The organism is Leuconostoc sp. JNUCC 76 (assembly GCF_053667755.1).
The window spans coordinates 2,053,808-2,075,440 of record NZ_CM132206.1; the positions used below are offsets into that span (position 1 = coordinate 2,053,808).

The following is a 21,633-nucleotide window of genomic DNA, read 5'->3' on the forward strand; positions in this document are numbered from 1 at the left end:
TTATCAATTTGAAGTTAAGCAAAAATTAAACTATTCTGATAAGTTATCACCCGTAAAAGCATTAATTTTCAAAAGCCCTGTGTTACCATTTGCGTGTGTTACAACAAATACCCACACCGGCAAATAAATGTCATAGCCATTAACCTTTACCGATGTATCATACGATAGAGCACCTTTTGATAATTTATCACCACTATTTAGCTCATTGAATTTATAAAGAGCGACAATTGCAGCTTCCTCTGTAATTGTCGCACGTTCATCACGCAATACTGTAACCTTAGTTATTTTGGTTTGTGTAAAATCAGTTACCTTACGGTCTTTATCTTTGTTAAAAATCATCAGCCCTTGTTTGGCGATGACCGGCAAATTATCAATATATTGAGAGTAGGTTACACGATTTTTCACATTAACTTTAGAAAGAATAGGATTATATCGATATCCCGCATTACGTGCTATCTTTGATGCCTCAACGTCATCCGCCGCAGCTTTCTTACCACTACTAGTATTCCCCCTACCCAGTTGCGATGTTTTATTGAAGGTTACGTAGAGTGTTTGATTATTAATATTTGCATTGAAGTTTGATAACTTATCAATCGTTGACATCAACCTATTTGATCGCTTACCAGCTAAATAACTAGCATAAGTAACCGAAGTACTAAAGTTAGATACTTTTATTTTTTGATTTTTAATCTCACTAATGATATTCGCATTTGCATCGGTCACTTTAATACTTAGTCTCTGATTACTGCGCCACCAAAAAAAGAGAAACACGTCCAAAAAGATGAATAACATCGTCATTAATATTTTTAGTCGTCTAAACTGCATAGAAACGTATTCCTCCTTTCATAATTTTCGGCGCCCCGAATCATACACATATTGGAAACTATTCTCGATTAGATAGAAACGTATCTACGCTCATCCAACCCGTTGGCGTTTCAATCATCCATGTAGGATTCATGTTGACCGAAACGTTATTTTCTTTATTAGCCAACCATTCATACCCTGGTGCAATAGAATAATATTCACTACTTTTGACCCCAGCTTGTTGTAATTTAGCCAAAACATCTGCTGCTTTTGGCAAAGTTACATCTTTTTGCGTATTAGGAACCGGCACACCTAACTCATTTAACGAATAGGTGCTTGTTAGATTACCATATTTATCTAACGTCATGTGAATAGCACCAGTCTTTGATTGGTAATAAACTGGTAGCCCTTCAACGAACGTCCGATAAGTGATATCCTTCCCATTATCACGGCTCTGGTAAAAGCGTGTATCAGAGAGATCTAATTGTAACAAATTAATTTGCGAAAAACCGACATTCAAGCGATTGTAATAGCTACGTTGTAATGTACCAGTCGTTCGATTATCTGTAAATGTCACTGTTTCTAAATCTGGATCATAAATAATTTGTTGATTACTATATTTATTAGTATAAGTTTTTTTATTGTTCTCAGTGGCCTGGGTTAACTGATTTGTAGTACCCAAAAGTGCTGATACATAAGTCGTTGGATCACGATGATTCACTAAATAAGAGTATACAGGCAATTTAAACTTTTTCGGGTAGTTCAACATTACATGCCCATTAACCGCTTTAAAGTTTACCGTTAAAGCTTTGGGCAACCGACTGGCTACCTTCCACGCCTCAATTGTATCAATTTTGCTAATCGTAACTGTTGTAATTGTTTTAGCCTGCGTATTAACAAAATATGCTTTTTTAGAATGGCTAAGTGGCACAACAACATAGTTAAAGTTAAAACTTTTATGCGTTGATACACGCTGAGAATAATAAGAATTAAAATATTCAATTGGCACAACGTCTGGATAGTGATACAAGGCTGTTTGCGTTTTATCCAGTAACTGACTAATTTGCTTATTAGTTGCTTTTCTTTGCGTAGGATTCGTCATTCTAGAATTTGCTAAATATTGATGAATACTTTTATATTGCGCATTCGTGGCGTGCATAACCATATGCTGTTTGCCACTTTTGTCATTCACAATATAGTTCGTAGGTCTAAACAATTCGGAAGCTGGTTGCGATTGTTGATCAGTTTGTGTAGGGGCCTCTTGACTGCCCGCCGAAATAAATATTAATGCGGTTAGCACAATAGAAACAATAATAGCAACCATCAATAAAATACTAATCACAATGCTTTGGACTAATCGGTTATTCTGCATCCCAATCGTCCTCCGGTTCTTCGTCAACATAAGCTAACGAAATATAGAAGGTAGAGCCCTTATTTTCAACCGAATCTACCCAAATACGACCATTAAACTTTTCAACCACTTCCTTAGAAATAGCTAATCCTAGCCCTGTTCCACCCTGTGCACGGGATCTTGATTTATCAACTCGGAAGAAACGATTAAATATATTATCCAAGTCTTTTCTTGGAATGCCTAGTCCTTGATCAGAGATACTTAAAATCGCACGTGTTTTTGTCTTAATCAGTCGAGCTGTTATAGTGCCACCGTCTGGTGAGTATTTCACCGCATTGTTCATGATATTATCTAATACCTGAGTAAACTTATCCGGATCAACTTCAACCCAAACATCTTCCTTGGTGAATTCACGCAAAATATTATAATTTTTAGTGATTGTATTTTCGTTTTTAGCGTCACTTTCCAAAATCATATCAAAACGATTCAAAACAAAGTTAAACAAACTGTTTAAATTAATAACTTCTAGTTTGACCTCCATTGTGCCTTGATCTAGACGCGATAGCTCCAACAAATCATTAATCATTCGAATCATACGCTGCGTTTCATCTTGAACAACGCCCAAAAAGTTTTGGGCCATTTCTGGGTCATCAATAGCGCCCTCTGCCAAAGCATCCACATAAGACCGAACTGAAGTCAAAGGTGTTCTTAATTCGTGCGAAACATTGGAAACAAACATACGTCTTTCAGAATCTATACGTTGTTGCTCGGTAATATCATGTAGGACCACAACTAATCCAGAAATAAAACCAGATTGGCGTTTAATCAAAGAAACATAAGTCTGGACTAACAGTTCTTTACTATCATCTGATAAATCTACTCTAAAATCATTTAGATTTTCCAATATATCACGTAATGTACGTTTGCCCTCTAAACGTAGGAGGCTAACAACATTTTGTCCAAGGGCTTCTTCCCGGTTAACCCCTACAAAATCTGCTGCAGCCTGATTAATAATGGTGACTTCGCCACGGCGATTAGCGGCTAAAACACCATCCGCCATATGCGTCAAAACCGAATCCAAACGATTACGCTCCGCATTGACTGTTTCTGTTGACTCTTCAATACGCGTAGACAAATCATTAACCGATAATGCCAATTGGCTTAATTCATCAGAACCATAAATGTGATTCACCATCGAGTAATCACCTTCAGCAATTTTAGTTGTCTGTTCACTGATTTGTTCAATTGGTCTTGTTAGAGTTCTTGCTAAAAATAGGGCCAGCGCCACACTGGCAACTAGTGCAATCAAGCCAGCAATAATAAAGAGTCGCATGACACTGTTAATATTCTTATATACTGGTAATAAACTGGCTTTTACAACAATAACACCGGAGACGTCTTTTAATCTCCCCGTAGTCACCCCTAGCGGCGTCGTCATGATTTCTTTACGCTCGCCGTTTTCATTGATCGTTCGAGTGGCAACATAGGACTGGTCCCCAGCAAGCGCCTTTTGTGCATTAATGTCGGTCGTTTTTTGGCTAATCGTTTGCTGTCCTGATACAGAAGTCGTTCCTCGAATTGTTCCAGTTTTATCAATAACTTGTACTTCTTCAATGTTGGTATTGTTTAATCCTGACAAAACGTCTTGGATTTCATGATTTCCTTCATCAGAGTTACTATTACGTAAAGCAGTGTTAATTGGATCAGTAACATATTTAGGTAAGGTGATCTGTTGTTGGAATGTCCTTAAGTTCTGACGTTCCATTTGGCGTACGAAAAAAGCACCCAAAAGTTCGAGTGCGATAATCATTAACAGCACAAAAACAAGTGTGATGCGAAAACGAATAGATTGGAAAAATTTAGTAATTGACGTCATCTTCATTATGCTCAATGGCGAGCATTCTTCCCCTCATTATGTACGCGTAAACTTAAATTTCATTCATTTATTCTTCTGATGGGCGTAAATAATATCCGACGCCACGGCGTGTTGCTAACCAATTAGGATGGCTAGGATTGTCTTCAATTTTCTCACGTAATCGTCGAACCGTAACATCTACTGTACGTACGTCACCAAAATAGTCATAGCCCCAAACTTGCTGTAACAAGTGTTCACGTGTCATCACCTGTCCAATATGTTGTGCTAAATAATATAATAATTCAAATTCACGATGCGTTAACTCAATATCAGCACCATCCTTTGAAACCATATAGGCTTGGGGATGGATTACTAAATCACCTAAGTGAATATCTTCAGTGCTATTAAAAGTCTCTTCAGAAGTTTGCGAAACAGACTTTCGACTGCGCAAATTAGCCTTAACTCGTGCAACCAATTCACGATTAGAAAATGGTTTAGTGACATAATCATCGGCACCCATTTCTAAACCAAGAACCTTATCAATTTCACTATCCTTAGCAGTCACCATGATGACAGGCACATCTGACTTAGAACGAATTTGACGCAAAACCTCGATACCATCAACTTCTGGTAACATTTGATCTAGTAAAACTAAATCAGGATTTTCATCATTATACATATCAAGTGCTTCTTGACCGTCCGCTGCAGTGACTACATCGTAGCCTTCTTTGGTTAGATTGAATTTAATAATATCAGAAATCGGTTTTTCATCGTCCACAACTAATACTTTACTCATGGCTGAACTCCTATCGTATATGTGTAGTTTCTTTTCATTATAACATTTTGGGTAAACGAAAAGAACAAGTAATAACTTGTTCTCATAAAAATACAATAATATTTGTTTAACGGGTACGGCGAGAAAAACGATTTTTAAACAATGAACTGATTGCTTCGTTTTTACTAATGCGACGAATAGCCTCACCAATTAGCTCCCCTACAGAAACAATTTCCAATTTCTCAAATTTCTTTTCTTCAGGCAAATTGATTGAGTCAGTTAAAATAACCTTAGTGAATACCGAGTTCTGTAAACGCTCAACAGCAGGACCAGAGAAAACAGCATGTGACGCCACCACATATACTTCTTTAGCACCATGTTGCATAACCAGTTCCGCTCCTTGCGTAATGGTGCCTGCAGTGTCAATCATATCATCAATCATGATGGCTATTTTGCCTTGAACATCACCAACGATGCTACCAACTTCAGCAACATTAGGTTTTGGACGACGCTTATCAATTACTGCAACAGGTGACTCTAATTCCAGCATGTTATTAAGATTGCGTGCGCGCGTCATTCCACCATGATCTGGTGAAACAACAACAGAGTTTTTCTTATCAGCAATGCCAGATTCAATCAAATAATCCGCTAACAACGGCGCCCCTTGTAAGTGATCCATTGGAATGTCAAAGAAACCTTGAATTTGTGCTGCATGAAGATCTAATGCTAGCACGCGTGTAGCTCCGGCTCTTTCCAACATATTAGCAACTAATTTGGCTGTGATCGGTTCACGCGAACGAGCCTTACGATCCTGACGTGCATAACCATAGTAAGGAAGGACAACATTAATTTGATTTGCACTCGCACGACGCAGTGCATCAATCATAATCAACAATTCCATTAAATTATCATTCACAGGTGCTGAAGTCGATTGAATAACAAAAACATTATCGCCACGAATACTTTCCTCAATGTTAATTTGCACTTCACCATCAGCAAAGCGCTTAACGGAAATACGGCTCAACGGAACACCAACCGAATCGGCAATTTTTTGCGCAAGTGGTTCGTTTGAGCTGAGTGAAAAAAGTTTCAATTTAGGTTCTGGCATGTCTAACTCCGAGTTTTTATAGGTAGCTATTGTAGTATTACTGTATTCATTTTACCAAAAAAAACATTTAAATACAGGTCTTATTACAAGTTTTAAATAAGATATTATGCTATGGCATTTGATAATGCTATCAATGCTGCATCATAATCCGGTTCATCAGAAATTTCTGGCACAATTTGCGAATAAAGGACCACGCCTGCGGCATCTATAATATAAATCGAACGTGTGTCAAAACCAGTGTCTGGTACGTATAACTTAGTTGCGTATCCAAATGATTCTTGCTCATCTGAAAGCATACGCATGTTGTGTACCCCTTCAGCTGCGCACCAATCACGTTGTTCTGCTACTGTATTTGTGGAGATAGTCACAAAATTAACATCTGTATATTGATCCACAGCTTGGTTAAATCGACGTGTCTGTAATGAACAAATATCTGTATTTAAATCCGGAACGACAGAAAGCAACGTCACTTTCCCTAATAGATCGGCCGTCTTAACTTTTTCATTGGTTTGATCCACTAATTTGAAATGCGGTACCTCATCACCAACTTTAAGGGGATCGCCTTCCAATGCAACTTTATTACCATTTAACAGAACATTCATCTTTTTTGCCTCCTTGGCTTATATATCGGAATATTTTATTTTCAATTAAGTAATCTACATCAATCATAACAGTAGCCGTGTCAAAACTAAAATACAACTGTCTTTTAAAGAACATATTCTTCTAGGGCTCGCGCTACACCGGAATCATTGTTTGTTGCTGTTTCGATGTCAGCTATCGTTTTAATTTTCTCAATTGCATTACCCATGGCAACACCTAATCCTGCGCGCTCAATCATTGAATAATCATTTTCTTGATCACCGATTGCCATTGTGTTTTTAATATCAACATTTAATGCTTTTGCTAGGGCTTCAAGTGCATTGCCTTTCGAAGCATCTTTGTTGATAAACTCTAGGTTATTAGCAGTTGACCGAATCACTGACATTTTGTCAGAAATACTTGTTGGCACATTCGCTTGTACGTTATCCAAATCATCAGATTCAGCGTTGGCAATACCTTTAATAATTTCAACTTCCTCGAGTTCATTGTCATTATCAACAACATATAACGGCAAATTTACAAGGGAATTTTCAAAACTAGCCCAACGATGAATTAAACGATTGGTCGTATAAGCCGCGAACTGATCCTCAGCTTGAATATACGTCTTTTGCTCACGCATAAAGGTATTCAGTTCTTTATACTCAGCCAAATCTAATGCGGCATGAAACAAAATTCGAGAGCCATCGGCGGTTTGCATTAAACCACCATTATGTGTAATAACATACTGTTCGCTTCCTACAATACCTAGCTCATCTAATATATTGCGAACACCAGGAAGTGGTCGACCGGTTGTAATAACAACTTTGACATCTTGTGCAAGTGCCTGTTGAATTGCAGATTTTACATCTAACGGAATTTGACGCTCATCGTTAATCAGTGTGCCATCAATATCGATAGACACAATTTTTATCTCTGACATGTTTTGACTCCATTTTTAGGGATACTATTATTATACCAAACAGCAGCGCATTCAAAACATTAATTTGTATATTATTAATTGCATTATAAACAACAAAAAATTGGTGACTAAACACCAATTTTTTTACAAATTATCATAATGATTAAAACATTCTTTTAAAATAAGCTTAGCTGTGCCTTCCCCCGTTGCTATCATCAAATCCTTATCATCTATATTGATTTGTGGTAACTGATATAGCATTTGTCCTCTATTATTTTTCATAGACAGCGGCACTGTTTCAGGTAGACCCGTAATTTTTTGGCTTTCTTCATTTAGAATCTGGTCAACCCATTTAGGAGCAACAACAACATCTAAGCTAGCTGGTTGCTGAATAATAGTTGATATCATACGTGATAACGATACATAGTTTACAACAACATCGGGATATATTTTAGCAATTTTTTCAGCAGTTAGTGCCCATATTTTTGATGTATAAAACGAATCAAAAGGAGTGACGATTGTGACCGTCTTTTTTCGGTTCATCGCCCGCTCAAACCCCGCCATGATAACCTGCTCAACTTCACGTTGTTCATACGTTATTGTGTCTTGTGCGAAATCATCGACCGAAATGTTACCATCCACGTGATCATCAGCCCTCTTAGCACTTTGTACAATTACAAAATCCGTATCCCTGATTATTTGATCCTTGAGTGGTGAAGCACCAACATTATTATCAGAAATTTGAACCGCTTTGAAAGCAAGTGTGATATTTAAATATCTTCTCAATGCCACAAGTGATTCTTGTACGCTTAGTAAACTATCCGTTCCTACCTCTTGATTAAGTGCGCCAACCAAAATGGCATCATAATTCTTCAATTCACGAAGCGTCTGGTTTGGTAACGGCTCATTAAATGAAAGTACTGCATTAACCCCAAAAGGAAGTTCCGTCACCTCGAATGCAATTGAATCATTTACAGTTGACTTAATAATGTCCAAAGCTCTGTCAATTACACTGCTAGATTCTTTATCGCCTTTTAATATTGCTAATTTATACGCCATAATTATTCCTATATATTCTCATTTTTTCGTTTTTTTGTTCTATAAACGTTGCATAATAAATACTTTTAGATTAAAATAACTATCAGGAGGACATTATTCATGTCAAAGAAAGTCGTTGCAACTACTAAAGCGCCGAAAGCGCTTGGTCCCTATTCACAAGCTATTCAAAATAACAACACGTTATATATTTCAGGACAAATCGGAATTAATCCTGAAACAGATGAATTTGCTGGATCTACGACAGCTGAACAAGCACATCAAATTTTTGAAAACATTGATAACATCTTACATGAAGCCGAATTTTCAAGAAATGATATCGTAAAAGCTGGTTTGTTTTTCGATGATATTGCTGATTTTGCCTTAGTTAATGAAATATACGAAAAATACTTTGAAACTACTTCTATTGAAGAGTTCCCAGCACGTTCAGCTATCCAAGTAGCCGCTTTACCTAAAAATGCTAAACTAGAAATTGAAATTACTGCGATGAAATAAAAACTTGATTTGAAATAAATCAAGTTTTTTTCTTTGTCTAGACGAGCATATTAAATAATACCGTGTTCTCTTGCAGGTTGATATATTTTGGAAAGAATGCCGCCAAGCGTTCTGTTAGGTCATCAACATTTGTTTCTGCACCTAATAAGACACCAACCATAACAGAACCCATCTCAGCATTTAATTTTTTTGTATACTCAAAGCGGGTAATATCATCATTTGGTCCCAAAACATTATTAACAAACTGGCGTAATGCTCCTGGACGTTGTGGAAATTCAACTAAATAGAATTGCTGGCGTCCTTTATACATCAACGCTTTCTGTTCCATTTCTTGCATGCGCCCAATATCATTATTCCCGCCCGAGATAACCAAAACTACAGCCTTTCCAGCGATATCATCAGCCATAAAATCCAGGCTAGCTATCGGCATTGCCCCAGCTGGCTCAGCTACAATTGCTTCATAAGTATATAAATCTAGAACTGACTGAGCCACTTTCCCTTCTGGAATACCTAGTAATTTGTCAACATACTGTTGTGCTTGATTATAGGTAAATTGGCTAACACAAGCAACAGCAGCTCCATCAACAAAATGATCAATATTTTCAACCTTTACCGGTTTTTTTTCCTTAAAAGCAGCTTGCATTGATCGCGCAGTTTGTGGCTCTACACCAACAACTTTTGTTTGTGGTGATATTTTTTTTGAATAGGTTGATAAACCACCAATCAAGCCACCGCCACCAACAGATGCAACTAAATAATCAACTGAAATATTTTGCTCCGCTGCATCTTCAAATATTTCTACCGCGACTGTCCCTTGCCCAGCCATAGTACGTCGATCATCAAAAGGAGCTACAAAAAACATATTGTGTTTCTCAGTATAGTCAAGGGCCGCACTTTGCGCCTCATCAAACGTATCTCCTACTAGAATAATTGTCACGTATTGACTACCAAAACGTTTAACAGCTTCAACTTTTTGATTCGGCGTAGTTACAGGCATAAAAATAGTTGCTTGTATTTTTAAATTATGACACGTATCAGCTACGCCTTGTGCATGGTTTCCAGCTGATGCAGCAACAACGCCATTATTTAACTTTTCTTTCTCTGCCTTAATGATATTGTAGTAGGCTCCACGGATTTTGAAAGAACGTACACGTTGCATGTCTTCTCTTTTAAGATAAATATCTGCTTTGTATTTTTTTGACAAGTAATCGTCATATACCAATGGCGTATGCGTTACTACTTTTGATAAGACTCGATGTGCTTCTTCTATTTCTTCAGCTGTTAGTTTTTCCACAGTTGTCATATAATTCATCTCCGATTACTAATTCATTTTATGTACGAAAAGCATTACCTTCAGAAAATGCTTTTCATGTTATTACTTTGCTGCTGAGAACTGTTCAGTATCTGCCGCTGTTGAATACTTATCAGCATCTGAAATCCATGGCATCATGGCACGAACTTTCTTACCAGTTTGCTCGTACAAACCACTCTTATACTCTGTACGCTTCTTTTCCAAATCTTTCAAACCAGAATTGTATTCAGCCAACCATTGCTTTGCATAGGTACCATCTTGGATATCTTTCAAAACATCACGCATTCCCTGCTTTGATTCCTCAGTAATGATACGTGGACCATTCAACATTTCACCGTATTCACAAGTGTTTGAGCAGTCATGTCTCATCTTTTCGAAACCACCTTCGAAAATCAAATCAACAATCATCTTCATTTCATGTGATGTTTCAAAATAAGCCAACTCTGGTGAGTAACCTGCTTCAACCAGTGTGTTAAATCCAGCTTCAATTAATTGTGTCAGGCCACCACAAAGAACAGCTTGTTCACCGAATAAGTCTTCAGTTGTTTCCTCTTCAAAACTTGTTTCCAAGATACCTGCGCGACCTGAACCAATACCCTTAGCATAAGCTTTGGCAACGTCAGCTGTGTCACCAGTAGGATCTTGTTGTACACCATACAAAGAAGGAATACCACCACCTTCAACGAATTGACGACGTTCAATGTTCCCTGGACCCTTAGGTGCAATAATCATGACATTGATGTCAGCATTTGGCTTAATCAAACCATACACAATGTTAAATCCATGAGAGAATCCAAGATATGAACCAGCTTTAATGTTAGGTTCCACTTCTTTTTCCCAAACAGAAGCTTGCAATTCATCTGGTGTTTCCATCATGATAATATCTGCTTGAGCCGTAGCTTCTGCTGCTGAATAAACTTCAAAGCCATCTTTTTTAGCGCTATCAAAAGACTTCCCTGGACGCAAGCCCATGATGACATCAAATCCTGAGTCTCGTAAGTTATTTGCTTGAGCATGTCCTTGTGCACCATAACCAATAACAGCAATCTTTTTGCCTTCTAATGGTGTTGTATCAATATCCTTGTCATAAAACATCTTTGTAGCCATAGTAAAATCCTCCATGATTTTAAATTCTTTTTGATTAATAATGGCAAAAACCATCATTTACTGCTAATACATCTAATTGTTTTAATAAATTGCGTCGAACTGTTGCCGTTTGTTTTTCGTCTTCAGATTCAAAAATAAATGAAATCGTGGAAATTTTTTGATCTTCATCAGGCGTGACCATCAACGACTTAATGTTCAAATTTAAGCGAGTTAGTACACTCGCAAATCTAACCAATAAACCCGGTCTATTATACACACGTGTTATAAATGTCTTATCCATTAAGCTTCCTCCTCAGTAATCATATCCCGATATGCTGCGCCAGCGTTAACCATTGGCAAAACTTTTACATCATCAGGAATGGTTACTTCAATAAGAATTGACTTATTTGAGTCAAAAGCTTCCTGCAACTCTTCAAACATACTATTCGGATTATCAATCCGAGCATAGTTAATATCATATGCTTGTGCTAGTTGATCAAATCGTGGTTGCGACTTGAAAACTGTATTAGACAGTCGACCGTCAAAAAACAATGTTTGCCATTGTCTAACCATGCCCAGTGAATGGTTATTAAACATAACAATTTTAATGTTTAAATTATTATCATTCAAAATAGCTAGTTCTTCCGATGTCATTTGGAACCCGCCATCACCGACAAAGAGCACAACTTCTTTCTCTCGCCGAGCAAATTTGGCCCCAATAGCTGCAGGTAGGCCATACCCCATTGTTCCTAAACCACCAGAAGTTATCATTTGGTAATTATGCTTGAATGGATAAAATTGTGCTGCCCACATCTGATGTTGTCCAACATCTGTTACTACTATCGCATTTCCCTCGGTAACTTCACCAACGGCTTGAATTACTTCTTGAGGCATGATAGCAGTTTTCAACTTATGATAGTGAAAAGTTGATTCACCTTTATCGTGCCGGTTCAGATTTTGCCATGCTGATGTATCAGTCATCGTTATGTTCTTCAATTCAGAAAGAATAGCATTGAAAGCATCATCAGCACTAGCGTGAATTGCATAAGTTGTCGACAATACTTTTTCTAACTCTGTTGCATCAATATCAACATGGGCAATTATTGCATTTTTTCCAAAATCGTCTACATTTGTCACAACACGATCATCAAACCTTGAACCAATATTCAAAATAAAATCCGCTTGATCGATTGCTGTGTTAGCTGTAACAGACCCATGCATACCAACCATTCCCAGGAACAGTTGATCATCAGAATCAACAGCACCCAACCCTAATAATGTCGACACAACTGGTATATGATAACGATGCATTAATGTTCGTAATAATTCTTGTGCATTTGATTTCAAAACCCCTGCCCCAGCAATAATAAGTGGCTGACGAGCTTTAGACAAAGCTGCTACTAATTGGCGTACCTTAACAGTATCAACAACAGGTTTAGTATTATCAATTTGGTGGAAGAATGTACTAGCATGATTATTTTCATCATTTTTCGCCAACATAACACTTTTCGGCAAATCAATTAGCACCGGTCCAGGTCTACCAGAGACTGCGACCTTAAATGCTTCTTCAACAATTAATGGTAATTCGCTAATTGTTCTAACTTGATAGCTCATCTTAGTTACAGAACTTGTTATAGACAAAATATCTAACTCTTGAAAGGCATCTGAACCAATAGCTGCTGAACCGACTTGACCAGATATAACCACTAATGGAACTGAATCGCAAAAGGCATCTGCAATTCCAGTAACTGTATTTGTTGCCCCTGGTCCTGAAGTGACTAGCACAACACCTGGTTTCCCTGTAGCCTTTGCATAGCCTTCTGCAGCATGCGAAGCTGCCTGTTCGTGACGAACAAGTATATGTTTGATACTCGATTCATATAGCGCATCATATAGTGGTATAACTGCCCCGCCAGGATAACCAAAGAGACTGTCAACACCTGCTTTCTCTAAAGAATCTAGTAGTATCTCTGCACCATTCTTACTTTCGGTTAATACTACATTTTTCATAGCTTACTCCCTTCTTAAAATTATCAGCCACCTTGAAAATTAGTAAAATTAGATTTTGATTAACAAAGCAACAAGTGTATTGTGACAAATCGAATTAGTGATGTCAACTTGATAAATATAAAAAAGACTAAAAAAGTTCAATACAAAGCTCTATAATCTTTGATATATCAGTGTTTGAAAATATAATATATAACTTTGGAATATTTCAAGGTATATAATAACGGAATATTTCAGTCAATTGAGACAGTTAATGATTTATAAAAATGATATTCTAAATGTATTGTTTCATTTTTTTTTAATCTAAAGGAGAACAATTATATGGCAGAAGATGCAGTATTATCAATGGAAAACGTTTCATTTGAAAGAGAAAAAATGATATTACAAAATATCAATTGGACTCTTAAAAAAGGCGAAAATTGGGTATTGATGGGTTTGAACGGTGCCGGTAAAACAACATTATTGTCATTGCTTTATGGTGATTATTGGGCTACTACTGGCAAGATAAACGTTCTCGGAGAAACATTTGGAAAAACTAACGTCCTAGAACTAAAAAAAAGGATCGGCTTAATTTCTACGGCTATTCAATCACAATTCCCAGAACAACATTTAGCGCAATATATTGTTTTAAGTGGAAAGTTTGGTACGATTGGTATTCATAACGATTTTGAACAAAGTGATTTGAACGAAGCAATTAACTTACTAAAAAAATTAGGTGGATCTGAGCTAATAAATAAACAATACCGAGTTTTATCACAAGGCCAACGTCAATTAGTTTTAATTGCAAGAGCTCTCCTGGGTAAACCTGAGTTACTTATACTTGACGAACCCTGCAATGGTCTAGATTTATTTGCTCGTGAATCATTATTAGTGCAAATTAATAAACTTGCACAACTACCCAATCATCCAACATTATTATTTGTTTCACACTACACTGAAGAAATCTTACCAATTTTTCAAAATGTAATGCTACTCAAGCATGGGCACATTTTTGCACAGGGAACTCGTAGTGAGATATTGACTGAGTCACTACTCTCAAAGTTTTATCCTGAACCAATTAAAATCATACCCATATCAAATCAGAGAATTGCTGTATATCCAGCTAATTTATGAAAATAAAATGTGAACTTGACTTGAAATTATATATATGTTTTAATTAAGTCAAATAAACGTACGGAGAAAATGCTATGAATAAAACCATGTCAGTAACTAATCAACTCATTCTCAGCGTCATCGTCATTATTACTTAATGACAATGAGCTGATATTTATTCTGCTCATTTGTCATTTCAGACTATGAGCAGCTGATATGGTGATTTTTAAAGCCCCTGATTAGCTAGCTAATCAGGGGCTTTTGTCATTTATTTATTAAAATGAAATATTTTCTGCAAACTGCCTAATTTTTTGAGAAATAAAGTTCATACATAACTTTGTGCGGCCAATTTTACTTGGTTTTATTTGTTGCACCGTTATTTTTCACAATAAAAAACCAACTATTAAAATAATAGTCGGTTTTTTCAAAATAATCTATAATTACTTAAGTGGTGACCAGTTCCAGTCAGTGAATTCTTCGATATCACGACCTTCATTACGAGTAACTTCGAAATGCTTTGCCAATGTATCATCCATCTTAGCGATAAATGTATCAGCAGCAGCTTGGTCAATCTTACCATTTGCAGACAAGATTTCAGCAGCTTCCTTAGCTTGATGGAAGCGATCCAAGTGTGAATATACACGCATGTCATATGTCGTTGTGATGTCACCATCTTCACGATATCCATGAACATATACATCACCAGTGAACTTACGTTCGAAGAAGAATGATTCAATCAAGTTTTCATAAGCATGGAAACCAAAGATAACTGGTGTATCAGCTTGGAAATACTTGTTAAATTCTTCAGATGACAATTCACGTTCGTCATTCATGTTAGGTTCTGACTTCTTTTGCAAACGTAGCAATTCAACAACGTTAACATAACGGAACTTAACTTCTGGGAATGCTTGGTTAATCAACCACAATGCAGCCAATGTTTCAATTGTTGGTTCTGTACCAGCAGATGCAAATGTAATATCAACATCACCAGAAGGTGCAGTAGAAGCCCAATCAATGATCTTCAAACCTTCGTTAGCCAATACTTCAGCTTCTTCAACTGTAAACCATTGTTGACGTGGTTGCTTAGAAGCAATCAACAAGTTAACTTTATGACGTTCTGAGAAGGCACGTTCTTGAACAGCCAACAATGAGTTACCATCAGCTGGCAAGTATTCGCGAATGAAGTTTGACTTCTTTTCAGCCAAGTGAGTCAACATACCTGGATCTTGGTGAGTATATCCATTGTGATCTTGTTGGAAAGCAGTTGAAGTTGCAATCAAGTTCAATGATGGATAGTCATTACGCCATGCTTGTTCTGAAGCGTGACGCAACCACTTGAAGTGTTGTGTAACCATTGTATCGACAACACGCAGGAATGATTCGTATGATGCGAAGATTCCAACACGACCAGTCAAAGTATATCCTTCAAGCCAACCTTCAGCTTGGTGTTCTGACAATTGTGAATCAATAATACGACCTGAATGGCTAAGCAATTGATCTTGTGGTTCCTTGATTTCTTCCATCCATTGGCGTGGTGTAACATTGAACAATCCCCACAAACGGTTTGACATTGTTTCATCAGGACCAAAGAAGCGGAAACGAGTTGGGTTCAATTCTGAAACGGCACCCAAGTAGTTTGACAATGTTGCCATGTCCATGTTGCGCTTGCTATCGGCGAATTCTTTACCACGTGTATCATCATTGATATCATTGGCAAATTCTCTCCAGTTAGGCAACTTCAAGTCTGAACGATCAGCACCACCATTAGTGATAGGGTTAGCTGACATACGCTTGTCACCCTTTGGAGCAATAGCTTTCAACTCATCTTTCAGAGTTCCATCAGCATTGAACAGTTCTTCAGGCTTGTATGAATTCATCCAAGCTTCGAATTCTGGCAATGTTGCCAAATCGTGTTGTTCAAGAGGCAATGGCACTTGGTGGGCACGGAATGAGTTTTCAATAGGATTGTTACTTGCATCGTGCGTTGGTCCACCCCAACCCTTAGGCAAGCGAGCGATAATTACTGGCCATGCAGGGATTGTACCATCTTGATACTTACCATTTTCACGAGCATCCTTTTGGATAGCTTGAATGTCTTCAATAGCTTGATCCAAAATGTTTGCTGCTAATTGGTGATAAGTTGCGTAGTCATGAATATCATCATTTTCAATGAAGCGTGGTGAGTAACCCAATCCTTCAAAGAACTTTGTGATTTCTTCATCACTCATACGTGAGAAGATAGTTGGGTTTGAAATCTTGAATCCGTTCAAATCCAAGACAGGCAAAACGGCACCATCATTCTTTGCATTCAAGAACTTGATTGAATGCCATGAAGCCATTGATGGACCTGTTTCAGCTTCACCATCACCAACAACTGCGAAAGCAACTTGGTCAGGATTATCCAAAACGGCACCAAAAGCATGACTCAATGAATAACCTAATTCACCACCTTCGTGTAATGAACCTGGTGTTTGAGCTGTCATGTGTGATCCAATTCCGCCAGGGAATGAGAAACGCTTAAACAAGTGGCTCATACCCTTGATATCTTGAGTAATTTCAGGATAATCTTCAGTATATGCGCCGTCCAAGTATGCGTTAGTAACCATAACTTGACCACCGTGACCAGGACCACCAACATAAAACATGTTCAAACCATACTTGTTAATCAAACGATTAGCGTGTGCATACAAGAAAGTTTGACCTGAGATTGTACCCCAGTGTCCAATTGGCTTAACTTTTACGTCTTCAGCCTCGATAGGTGTATTAGTAACTGAGAACAATGGGTTGCTCTTCAAGAAGATCATCCCCGCTGACAAATAGTTAGTTGCACGCCACCACTTATCAACAAGTTCCAAGTACTCTTTTGAATCAAAATCTGCCATGAGATTAAGTACTCCTTATTTTTTGCAAGAATAATAAACACCGTAAACCACGAACTTCTTCCGTTATTTACTCCTATAGTATAACCGATTATACTTTTTTCTTCAAGAGAAAAGGTTCAATTGGGTCAGGTTTTTAAAAAATATGGTTGGTTTTTAATTATAATTGGAACGTACCAATTGCATGTTGCTTTGTTCTCTACATAAAAAAACAAATCTTACACACTAGATTTGTTTTTTATTGCGTTTATATATTAATCTTCTATTGTTGTAAGTTTATTCGGAATCTAAACTCACAAAAGCATTATAGCGAAGGTACTTATAATGTAAGCGCATCGTCGAAAATTCCAAAGGCGTACCATCATCCATGAAAAAAATTCCTTCCATAATGCCGACAGGTTCAGTAGCTTTCAATTCAAGCAATTTCTGATCCTCAGTATTAGAAGGCTCCGCCATAATTGTCATAAATGATTTCGTAACTGTGCGATGCTTGTTTTTTTCAATGTATTCGTAGACTGACCCAGAAACTATACTTCTGTTTAGTCCTGGCAATACATTAATAGGTACATAGCCACGTTCAATCATAAATGGCACCCCTTCCAAACGGCGCAACCGCTTAATCTCATATACAAAATCACCATCATTAAGAAAAAGCGCTTGCTGCTGTTCTGGTGTTGCTGGAATCACTTGGAAATCAAGCAATTCGATACTTGGTGCTTGTCCGTCAACACGAAATGAATCGGACACACCCAGGTTGGATCCTTCATGTTGAAAAATTGCATGATTTTTAAGATATAACGGGTTAACAAAAGTACCACTACCACGCTTTTTAAAAATAACACCCTGTTGAACTAACACATTTAGTGCACGTTTAATTGAAGAACGTGAAACACCATATTGCTCGGCTAATGAACGTTCATCTGGTAATTTTAAGTTGGGAAATTCACCTTGGTAAATTTTCTGTTTTAGATCCGCTTGTACGGTCACATAAATAGCTTCTGACATAATGTTATTTAGTATAACACACATTGGTCTGACCAGTCACTGTATTGGTAGACCCAATTTGTGATAAAATAGTGTTATGAGTAAAAAGAAAATGAAAAAAACATTACCCGAACAAGTAATGGACAAACACAATGTTAACTATGAACCGCTTAACCTTAATATATTAGATAAAACGCCAGACGAGCGCGATGCTATTCTAGAAACGTTTCACGTGAAACATGACGATATCTATAAGACATTGGCAGCACATGGTGATAAGACAGGTCCAATTGTTGCTGTTTTACCAATTACAAAACACTTATCGCTCAAAAAATTGGCGGCAGTGTCCGGCAATAAAAAGGTAGCCATGATACCACTCAAGGATTTACAAAAAACTACTGGCTATATTCATGGCGCAAATAATCCTGTGGGTATTTGGCAAAATAAACATTTTCCAATTTATTTTGATCTTACTGCAGCTAAACTGCCTTATATTCTTGTTAGTGGTGGCGAGCTCAGTCGTTCGGATAAAGTTAACCCACAAGAAGTTGTCAACTTAATTCATTCTGAGTTTGCGGATTTACTAGAACATGATTGATTTTTTGTCATTATTAGCACACAATATCGCCTACTTTTTGATTTTACCGGTGCTAGTTGCTTGGTTTATTAGTTTCCTTTCTGGAATGCTGACAAAATGGTTAACAACACATACATCTTACACAACCACCGCTGTTTTAAGTTTTTTTGGTGTTGTAACGCATGAAATTAGCCATCTAATTATCGCCGTGATTTTCAGACATCATGTTATTGGATTTCGTTTGTGGCAAATTAGTGATGATCATGTATTAGGATATGTTAACCGAGAGTACAATCCCCATAGTTTTTATCAAAAACTAGGTAATACATTTATCAGCGTGGCGCCTGTAATTGGTATTTCAAGTGTTATTTGGCTCTTAATAGAATTTGTATGGACACCTGATTCATATATTAAAAATCTAATTGTTGCAGTGATTATTGGTAGCTTATTACTTGGATTTAATTTATCAGCCACTGATTGGCGCAACTTTGGACGCGGCGTTCCACTATATATAATTGTCATTTTAGTCGTCACAATATTACAATACACACTTTAAAATCCTTAGTATGCCATTCTGACATACTAAGGATTTTTTTACTCATTCAATAAATTTCTTTCTGTCTAATACTGGTGCAATTACCTTATGATCAGTTTTAGTCATCGCTTTAATATATTTAATAAACGTATCCGTATCTGTTCCCACTGCTCCAATTATCTTAGTATCTTTAAACGCGTAAAAATTATCGCCTGCTCCATGCAAAAAGTCATTAATTACGACACGATAAGTTTGATTATCAGAAACTAGTTGACCTTTACTATCATGTATCTCTTTAACAATATAGAGCTGATTCTCATTATTATTTTTTTCATAAGTGTAGGTTAACCCAGCTATTTGTAGGTAGTATTGCTGATTCTCATCATATTGTTCATTCAATGCCTGTCGAATTTGTTCACCCGTCATTTCAACTACTTGTAACACATTTCCAAATGGTTGGACAGCTAATGCCGCACCCCAAGTAATCGTTTTATTGGATTTTACAACTAAGTCAGACCGCACACCACCGGTGTTGGTAAAAGCAAAATCCGGTTTCAAGTTAGCTTTCTGAGCACCGTACAATTGTGCATCAGCGACTAATTCACCTGCTTCATTCTCCATAGTTGAACTATTATGCAATCGCCCAGTGATGGTTTCTGCTTTTCCTGCATAGCCAATAACATTGTTCACTTTACTTTTCACAAGTTTATCAGCTTCATTCACAATTGATGTTACTTTTTTGTCAGCTTTAGTTTCAGCATCATCTTTTTGTGACAATACTGGATAAACATGTGTCAACACTTTTGTAAATTTACCTGTCTTAGAACTGATATAACTCCAGCTATTATCATATGCTTTTCCTGTATACACAGCCTGTACCACATGCGTGCGACCAACCCGTGCATTTGCATACTGATGAGAATGCGTAGCCATATATAAACCAACATTATTATTAGGATCTATTTTATTGACCTTTTGCAAGATGTCTACTGTAGGACCACTAGTTGTGTTGTCTTTACTTCGAACACCAGTATGGCCAACTACAACTACAGCTTTAACACCCTTGCTGCGTAAAATTTTGTCATATTTTGCAATAGTGTTCGCTTCATCGAGTATTTGATAATCTTTATAGTTTTTATAAAGAGTCAAACTTGGTAGCGTGGAAGTCTCTAAACCAATAATACCAACTTTGGCTGTTCTATTATTTTGCTTTACTGTTTTAATCACATAAGGTTTATACCCATAGGGTATTTTATGATCTTTCTTGTTGACAACATTGGCAACTACCATTTTAATTCCTGAAGAACGGTGTGCATAATTTTTAACTAAAGAATCTGCACTATTACTTGGTTTTTCGCCAGTTAATATACGATTAAATTCTGGCAAGCCTTGATCAAATTCGTGATTACCTAACGTGCCAATCTCAAATTTCATAGCTTTTAAAACATGCATTGTTGACTCATGAGCCAACAATGATGAATTAGCTGGTGCGGCACCCACCATGTCTCCTGCTTCAATACGTAAACTGTTAGTAGATTTCGTTACCTTTTTAAATTGTGATTCTGCTTGATTTAAGTACGATGCCAAGCGACCAACAGTTCCCGCATCTTCGTATGTTTTTGTCCCAATTTCCACAGTGCCCGTAGTCTCCAATCCACCATGCAAATCATTAATTCCTAAAAACTGAACAGCAATGTCTTGACTATTACTCTGATCTCTCTTTTGGTAATCTGGTTCAAGACTAGGCTTGCTGTAACTGTCAGTATTATTCGTAACTTGAACATCTGCGTAAATTACTGGACCACTTGTTAACATTAACCCACAAAAACGAACGGTATTAAACCGAATAATAATTTTAATCTCATATCATCTTCTCCCCTATAAGTGGTTTTAGTATATCATTTCACATAATATACGCCCAATTATAATTCGGTTAAAAAGAAACGATTATTATTAAAACCAATAAATAGTTCGTAATTCATAACATAATAGCATTTACTTGTTTCTCTGAGAATTAGGCACTTTAAGCAAAATAAACATCAAAGAAAATACTGTCTAAAATAAATTTACACTCACTATTTTTTAACAAATTGTTTATTTAAACAATTACTATTCTGTCCAAAAAATTGATAAACGTTATACTTTTAATAAATATTTTTAAATTTTTGAATAAATTGTTCGGATTACAATAAAAAAGCTTCATAAATACTATGAAGCTT

General features: G+C 36.9%; 19 protein-coding genes. 4 read left to right on the forward strand and 15 right to left on the reverse strand.

Features of this window, described 5'->3' with window-relative positions:
* Window positions 1-30 precede the first annotated feature (30 nt).
* The 8 genes from yycI to JNUCC76_RS10410 all read right to left on the reverse strand — a co-directional run bounded on the left by yycI (window position 31) and on the right by JNUCC76_RS10410 (window position 8,450).
* The gene (gene yycI, locus JNUCC76_RS10375) at window positions 31-825 is read right to left on the reverse strand and encodes a two-component system regulatory protein YycI (RefSeq protein WP_454154627.1); all 795 of its coding nucleotides are present in this window, start codon (window positions 823-825) and stop codon (window positions 31-33) included.
* Window positions 826-883: 58 nt separating this feature from the next.
* Window positions 884-2,176, reverse strand: a complete 1,293-nt coding sequence (gene yycH, locus JNUCC76_RS10380) for a two-component system activity regulator YycH (protein WP_454154629.1) — start codon at window positions 2,174-2,176, stop codon at window positions 884-886.
* The gene (gene walK, locus JNUCC76_RS10385; protein WP_454156567.1) at window positions 2,166-4,031 is read right to left on the reverse strand and encodes a cell wall metabolism sensor histidine kinase WalK; all 1,866 of its coding nucleotides are present in this window, start codon (window positions 4,029-4,031) and stop codon (window positions 2,166-2,168) included. The genes yycH and walK overlap by 11 nt, the downstream gene beginning before the upstream one ends.
* A 67-nt stretch (window positions 4,032-4,098) precedes the next feature.
* Complete coding sequence (gene yycF, locus JNUCC76_RS10390) at window positions 4,099-4,806, reverse strand: response regulator YycF (RefSeq protein ID WP_010281559.1); 708 nt, start codon at window positions 4,804-4,806, stop codon at window positions 4,099-4,101.
* Window positions 4,807-4,912: 106 nt separating this feature from the next.
* Window positions 4,913-5,893 carry a ribose-phosphate diphosphokinase gene (locus JNUCC76_RS10395; protein ID WP_260355116.1) on the reverse strand — a complete coding sequence of 327 codons (981 nt, stop codon included), beginning with the start codon at window positions 5,891-5,893 and terminating at the stop codon, window positions 4,913-4,915.
* Between the two features lie 104 nt (window positions 5,894-5,997).
* Window positions 5,998-6,495 carry a thiol peroxidase gene (tpx, locus tag JNUCC76_RS10400; RefSeq protein WP_454154632.1) on the reverse strand — a complete coding sequence of 166 codons (498 nt, stop codon included), beginning with the start codon at window positions 6,493-6,495 and terminating at the stop codon, window positions 5,998-6,000.
* Window positions 6,496-6,599: 104 nt separating this feature from the next.
* A complete protein-coding gene (locus tag JNUCC76_RS10405; RefSeq protein WP_454154634.1) occupies window positions 6,600-7,412 on the reverse strand; it encodes a Cof-type HAD-IIB family hydrolase in 813 nt (270 codons plus the stop codon).
* Window positions 7,413-7,535: 123 nt separating this feature from the next.
* Complete coding sequence (locus tag JNUCC76_RS10410) at window positions 7,536-8,450, reverse strand: isocitrate/isopropylmalate family dehydrogenase (RefSeq protein WP_454154636.1); 915 nt, start codon at window positions 8,448-8,450, stop codon at window positions 7,536-7,538.
* A gap of 99 nt (window positions 8,451-8,549) precedes the next feature.
* On the opposite strand from JNUCC76_RS10410, the gene JNUCC76_RS10415 reads away from it, so the two are divergent.
* Entirely contained in the window at window positions 8,550-8,942 is a 393-nt protein-coding gene (locus JNUCC76_RS10415; protein ID WP_454154638.1) for a RidA family protein, read from the forward strand.
* A 37-nt stretch (window positions 8,943-8,979) separates the two neighbouring features.
* On the opposite strand, the gene ilvA is transcribed toward JNUCC76_RS10415, so the two are convergent.
* From ilvA to ilvB, 4 genes are all read right to left on the reverse strand, one after another.
* A complete protein-coding gene (gene ilvA, locus JNUCC76_RS10420; protein ID WP_454154640.1) occupies window positions 8,980-10,245 on the reverse strand; it encodes a threonine ammonia-lyase IlvA in 1,266 nt (421 codons plus the stop codon).
* 72 nt (window positions 10,246-10,317) lie between these two features.
* On the reverse strand, window positions 10,318-11,361 hold the full coding sequence (ilvC, locus tag JNUCC76_RS10425) for a ketol-acid reductoisomerase (RefSeq protein ID WP_454154642.1): 1,044 nt from the start codon (window positions 11,359-11,361) through the stop codon (window positions 10,318-10,320).
* A 34-nt stretch (window positions 11,362-11,395) separates the two neighbouring features.
* Window positions 11,396-11,641 carry an ACT domain-containing protein gene (locus JNUCC76_RS10430; RefSeq protein ID WP_072614355.1) on the reverse strand — a complete coding sequence of 82 codons (246 nt, stop codon included), beginning with the start codon at window positions 11,639-11,641 and terminating at the stop codon, window positions 11,396-11,398.
* Window positions 11,641-13,350 (reverse strand): biosynthetic-type acetolactate synthase large subunit, encoded by a 1,710-nt coding sequence (ilvB, locus tag JNUCC76_RS10435; protein ID WP_454154644.1) that lies wholly within the window; start codon window positions 13,348-13,350, stop codon window positions 11,641-11,643. The genes JNUCC76_RS10430 and ilvB overlap by 1 nt, the downstream gene beginning before the upstream one ends.
* Window positions 13,351-13,668: 318 nt before the next feature.
* On the opposite strand from ilvB, the gene JNUCC76_RS10440 reads away from it, so the two are divergent.
* Window positions 13,669-14,460: an ABC transporter ATP-binding protein gene (locus JNUCC76_RS10440; protein ID WP_454154646.1), complete on the forward strand. Its 792-nt coding sequence runs from the start codon at window positions 13,669-13,671 to the stop codon at window positions 14,458-14,460.
* Between the two features lie 419 nt (window positions 14,461-14,879).
* On the opposite strand, the gene JNUCC76_RS10445 is transcribed toward JNUCC76_RS10440, so the two are convergent.
* Both JNUCC76_RS10445 and JNUCC76_RS10450 read right to left on the reverse strand, forming a co-directional pair.
* The gene (locus JNUCC76_RS10445) at window positions 14,880-17,321 is read right to left on the reverse strand and encodes a phosphoketolase family protein (protein WP_454154647.1); all 2,442 of its coding nucleotides are present in this window, start codon (window positions 17,319-17,321) and stop codon (window positions 14,880-14,882) included.
* A 273-nt stretch (window positions 17,322-17,594) separates the two neighbouring features.
* The gene (locus tag JNUCC76_RS10450) at window positions 17,595-18,323 is read right to left on the reverse strand and encodes a GntR family transcriptional regulator (protein ID WP_454154649.1); all 729 of its coding nucleotides are present in this window, start codon (window positions 18,321-18,323) and stop codon (window positions 17,595-17,597) included.
* A 76-nt stretch (window positions 18,324-18,399) separates the two neighbouring features.
* On the opposite strand from JNUCC76_RS10450, the gene JNUCC76_RS10455 reads away from it, so the two are divergent.
* Window positions 18,400-18,900 (forward strand): aminoacyl-tRNA deacylase, encoded by a 501-nt coding sequence (locus JNUCC76_RS10455; protein WP_454154650.1) that lies wholly within the window; start codon window positions 18,400-18,402, stop codon window positions 18,898-18,900.
* Window positions 18,893-19,435, forward strand: coding sequence for a hypothetical protein (locus tag JNUCC76_RS10460; RefSeq protein WP_454154652.1), 543 nt, complete (start codon window positions 18,893-18,895; stop codon window positions 19,433-19,435). Before JNUCC76_RS10455 ends, JNUCC76_RS10460 begins: the two co-directional genes overlap by 8 nt.
* 42 nt (window positions 19,436-19,477) lie before the next feature.
* On the opposite strand, the gene JNUCC76_RS10465 is transcribed toward JNUCC76_RS10460, so the two are convergent.
* Complete coding sequence (locus JNUCC76_RS10465; RefSeq protein ID WP_454154654.1) at window positions 19,478-21,229, reverse strand: bifunctional metallophosphatase/5'-nucleotidase; 1,752 nt, start codon at window positions 21,227-21,229, stop codon at window positions 19,478-19,480.
* Window positions 21,230-21,633: the final 404 nt, after the last annotated feature.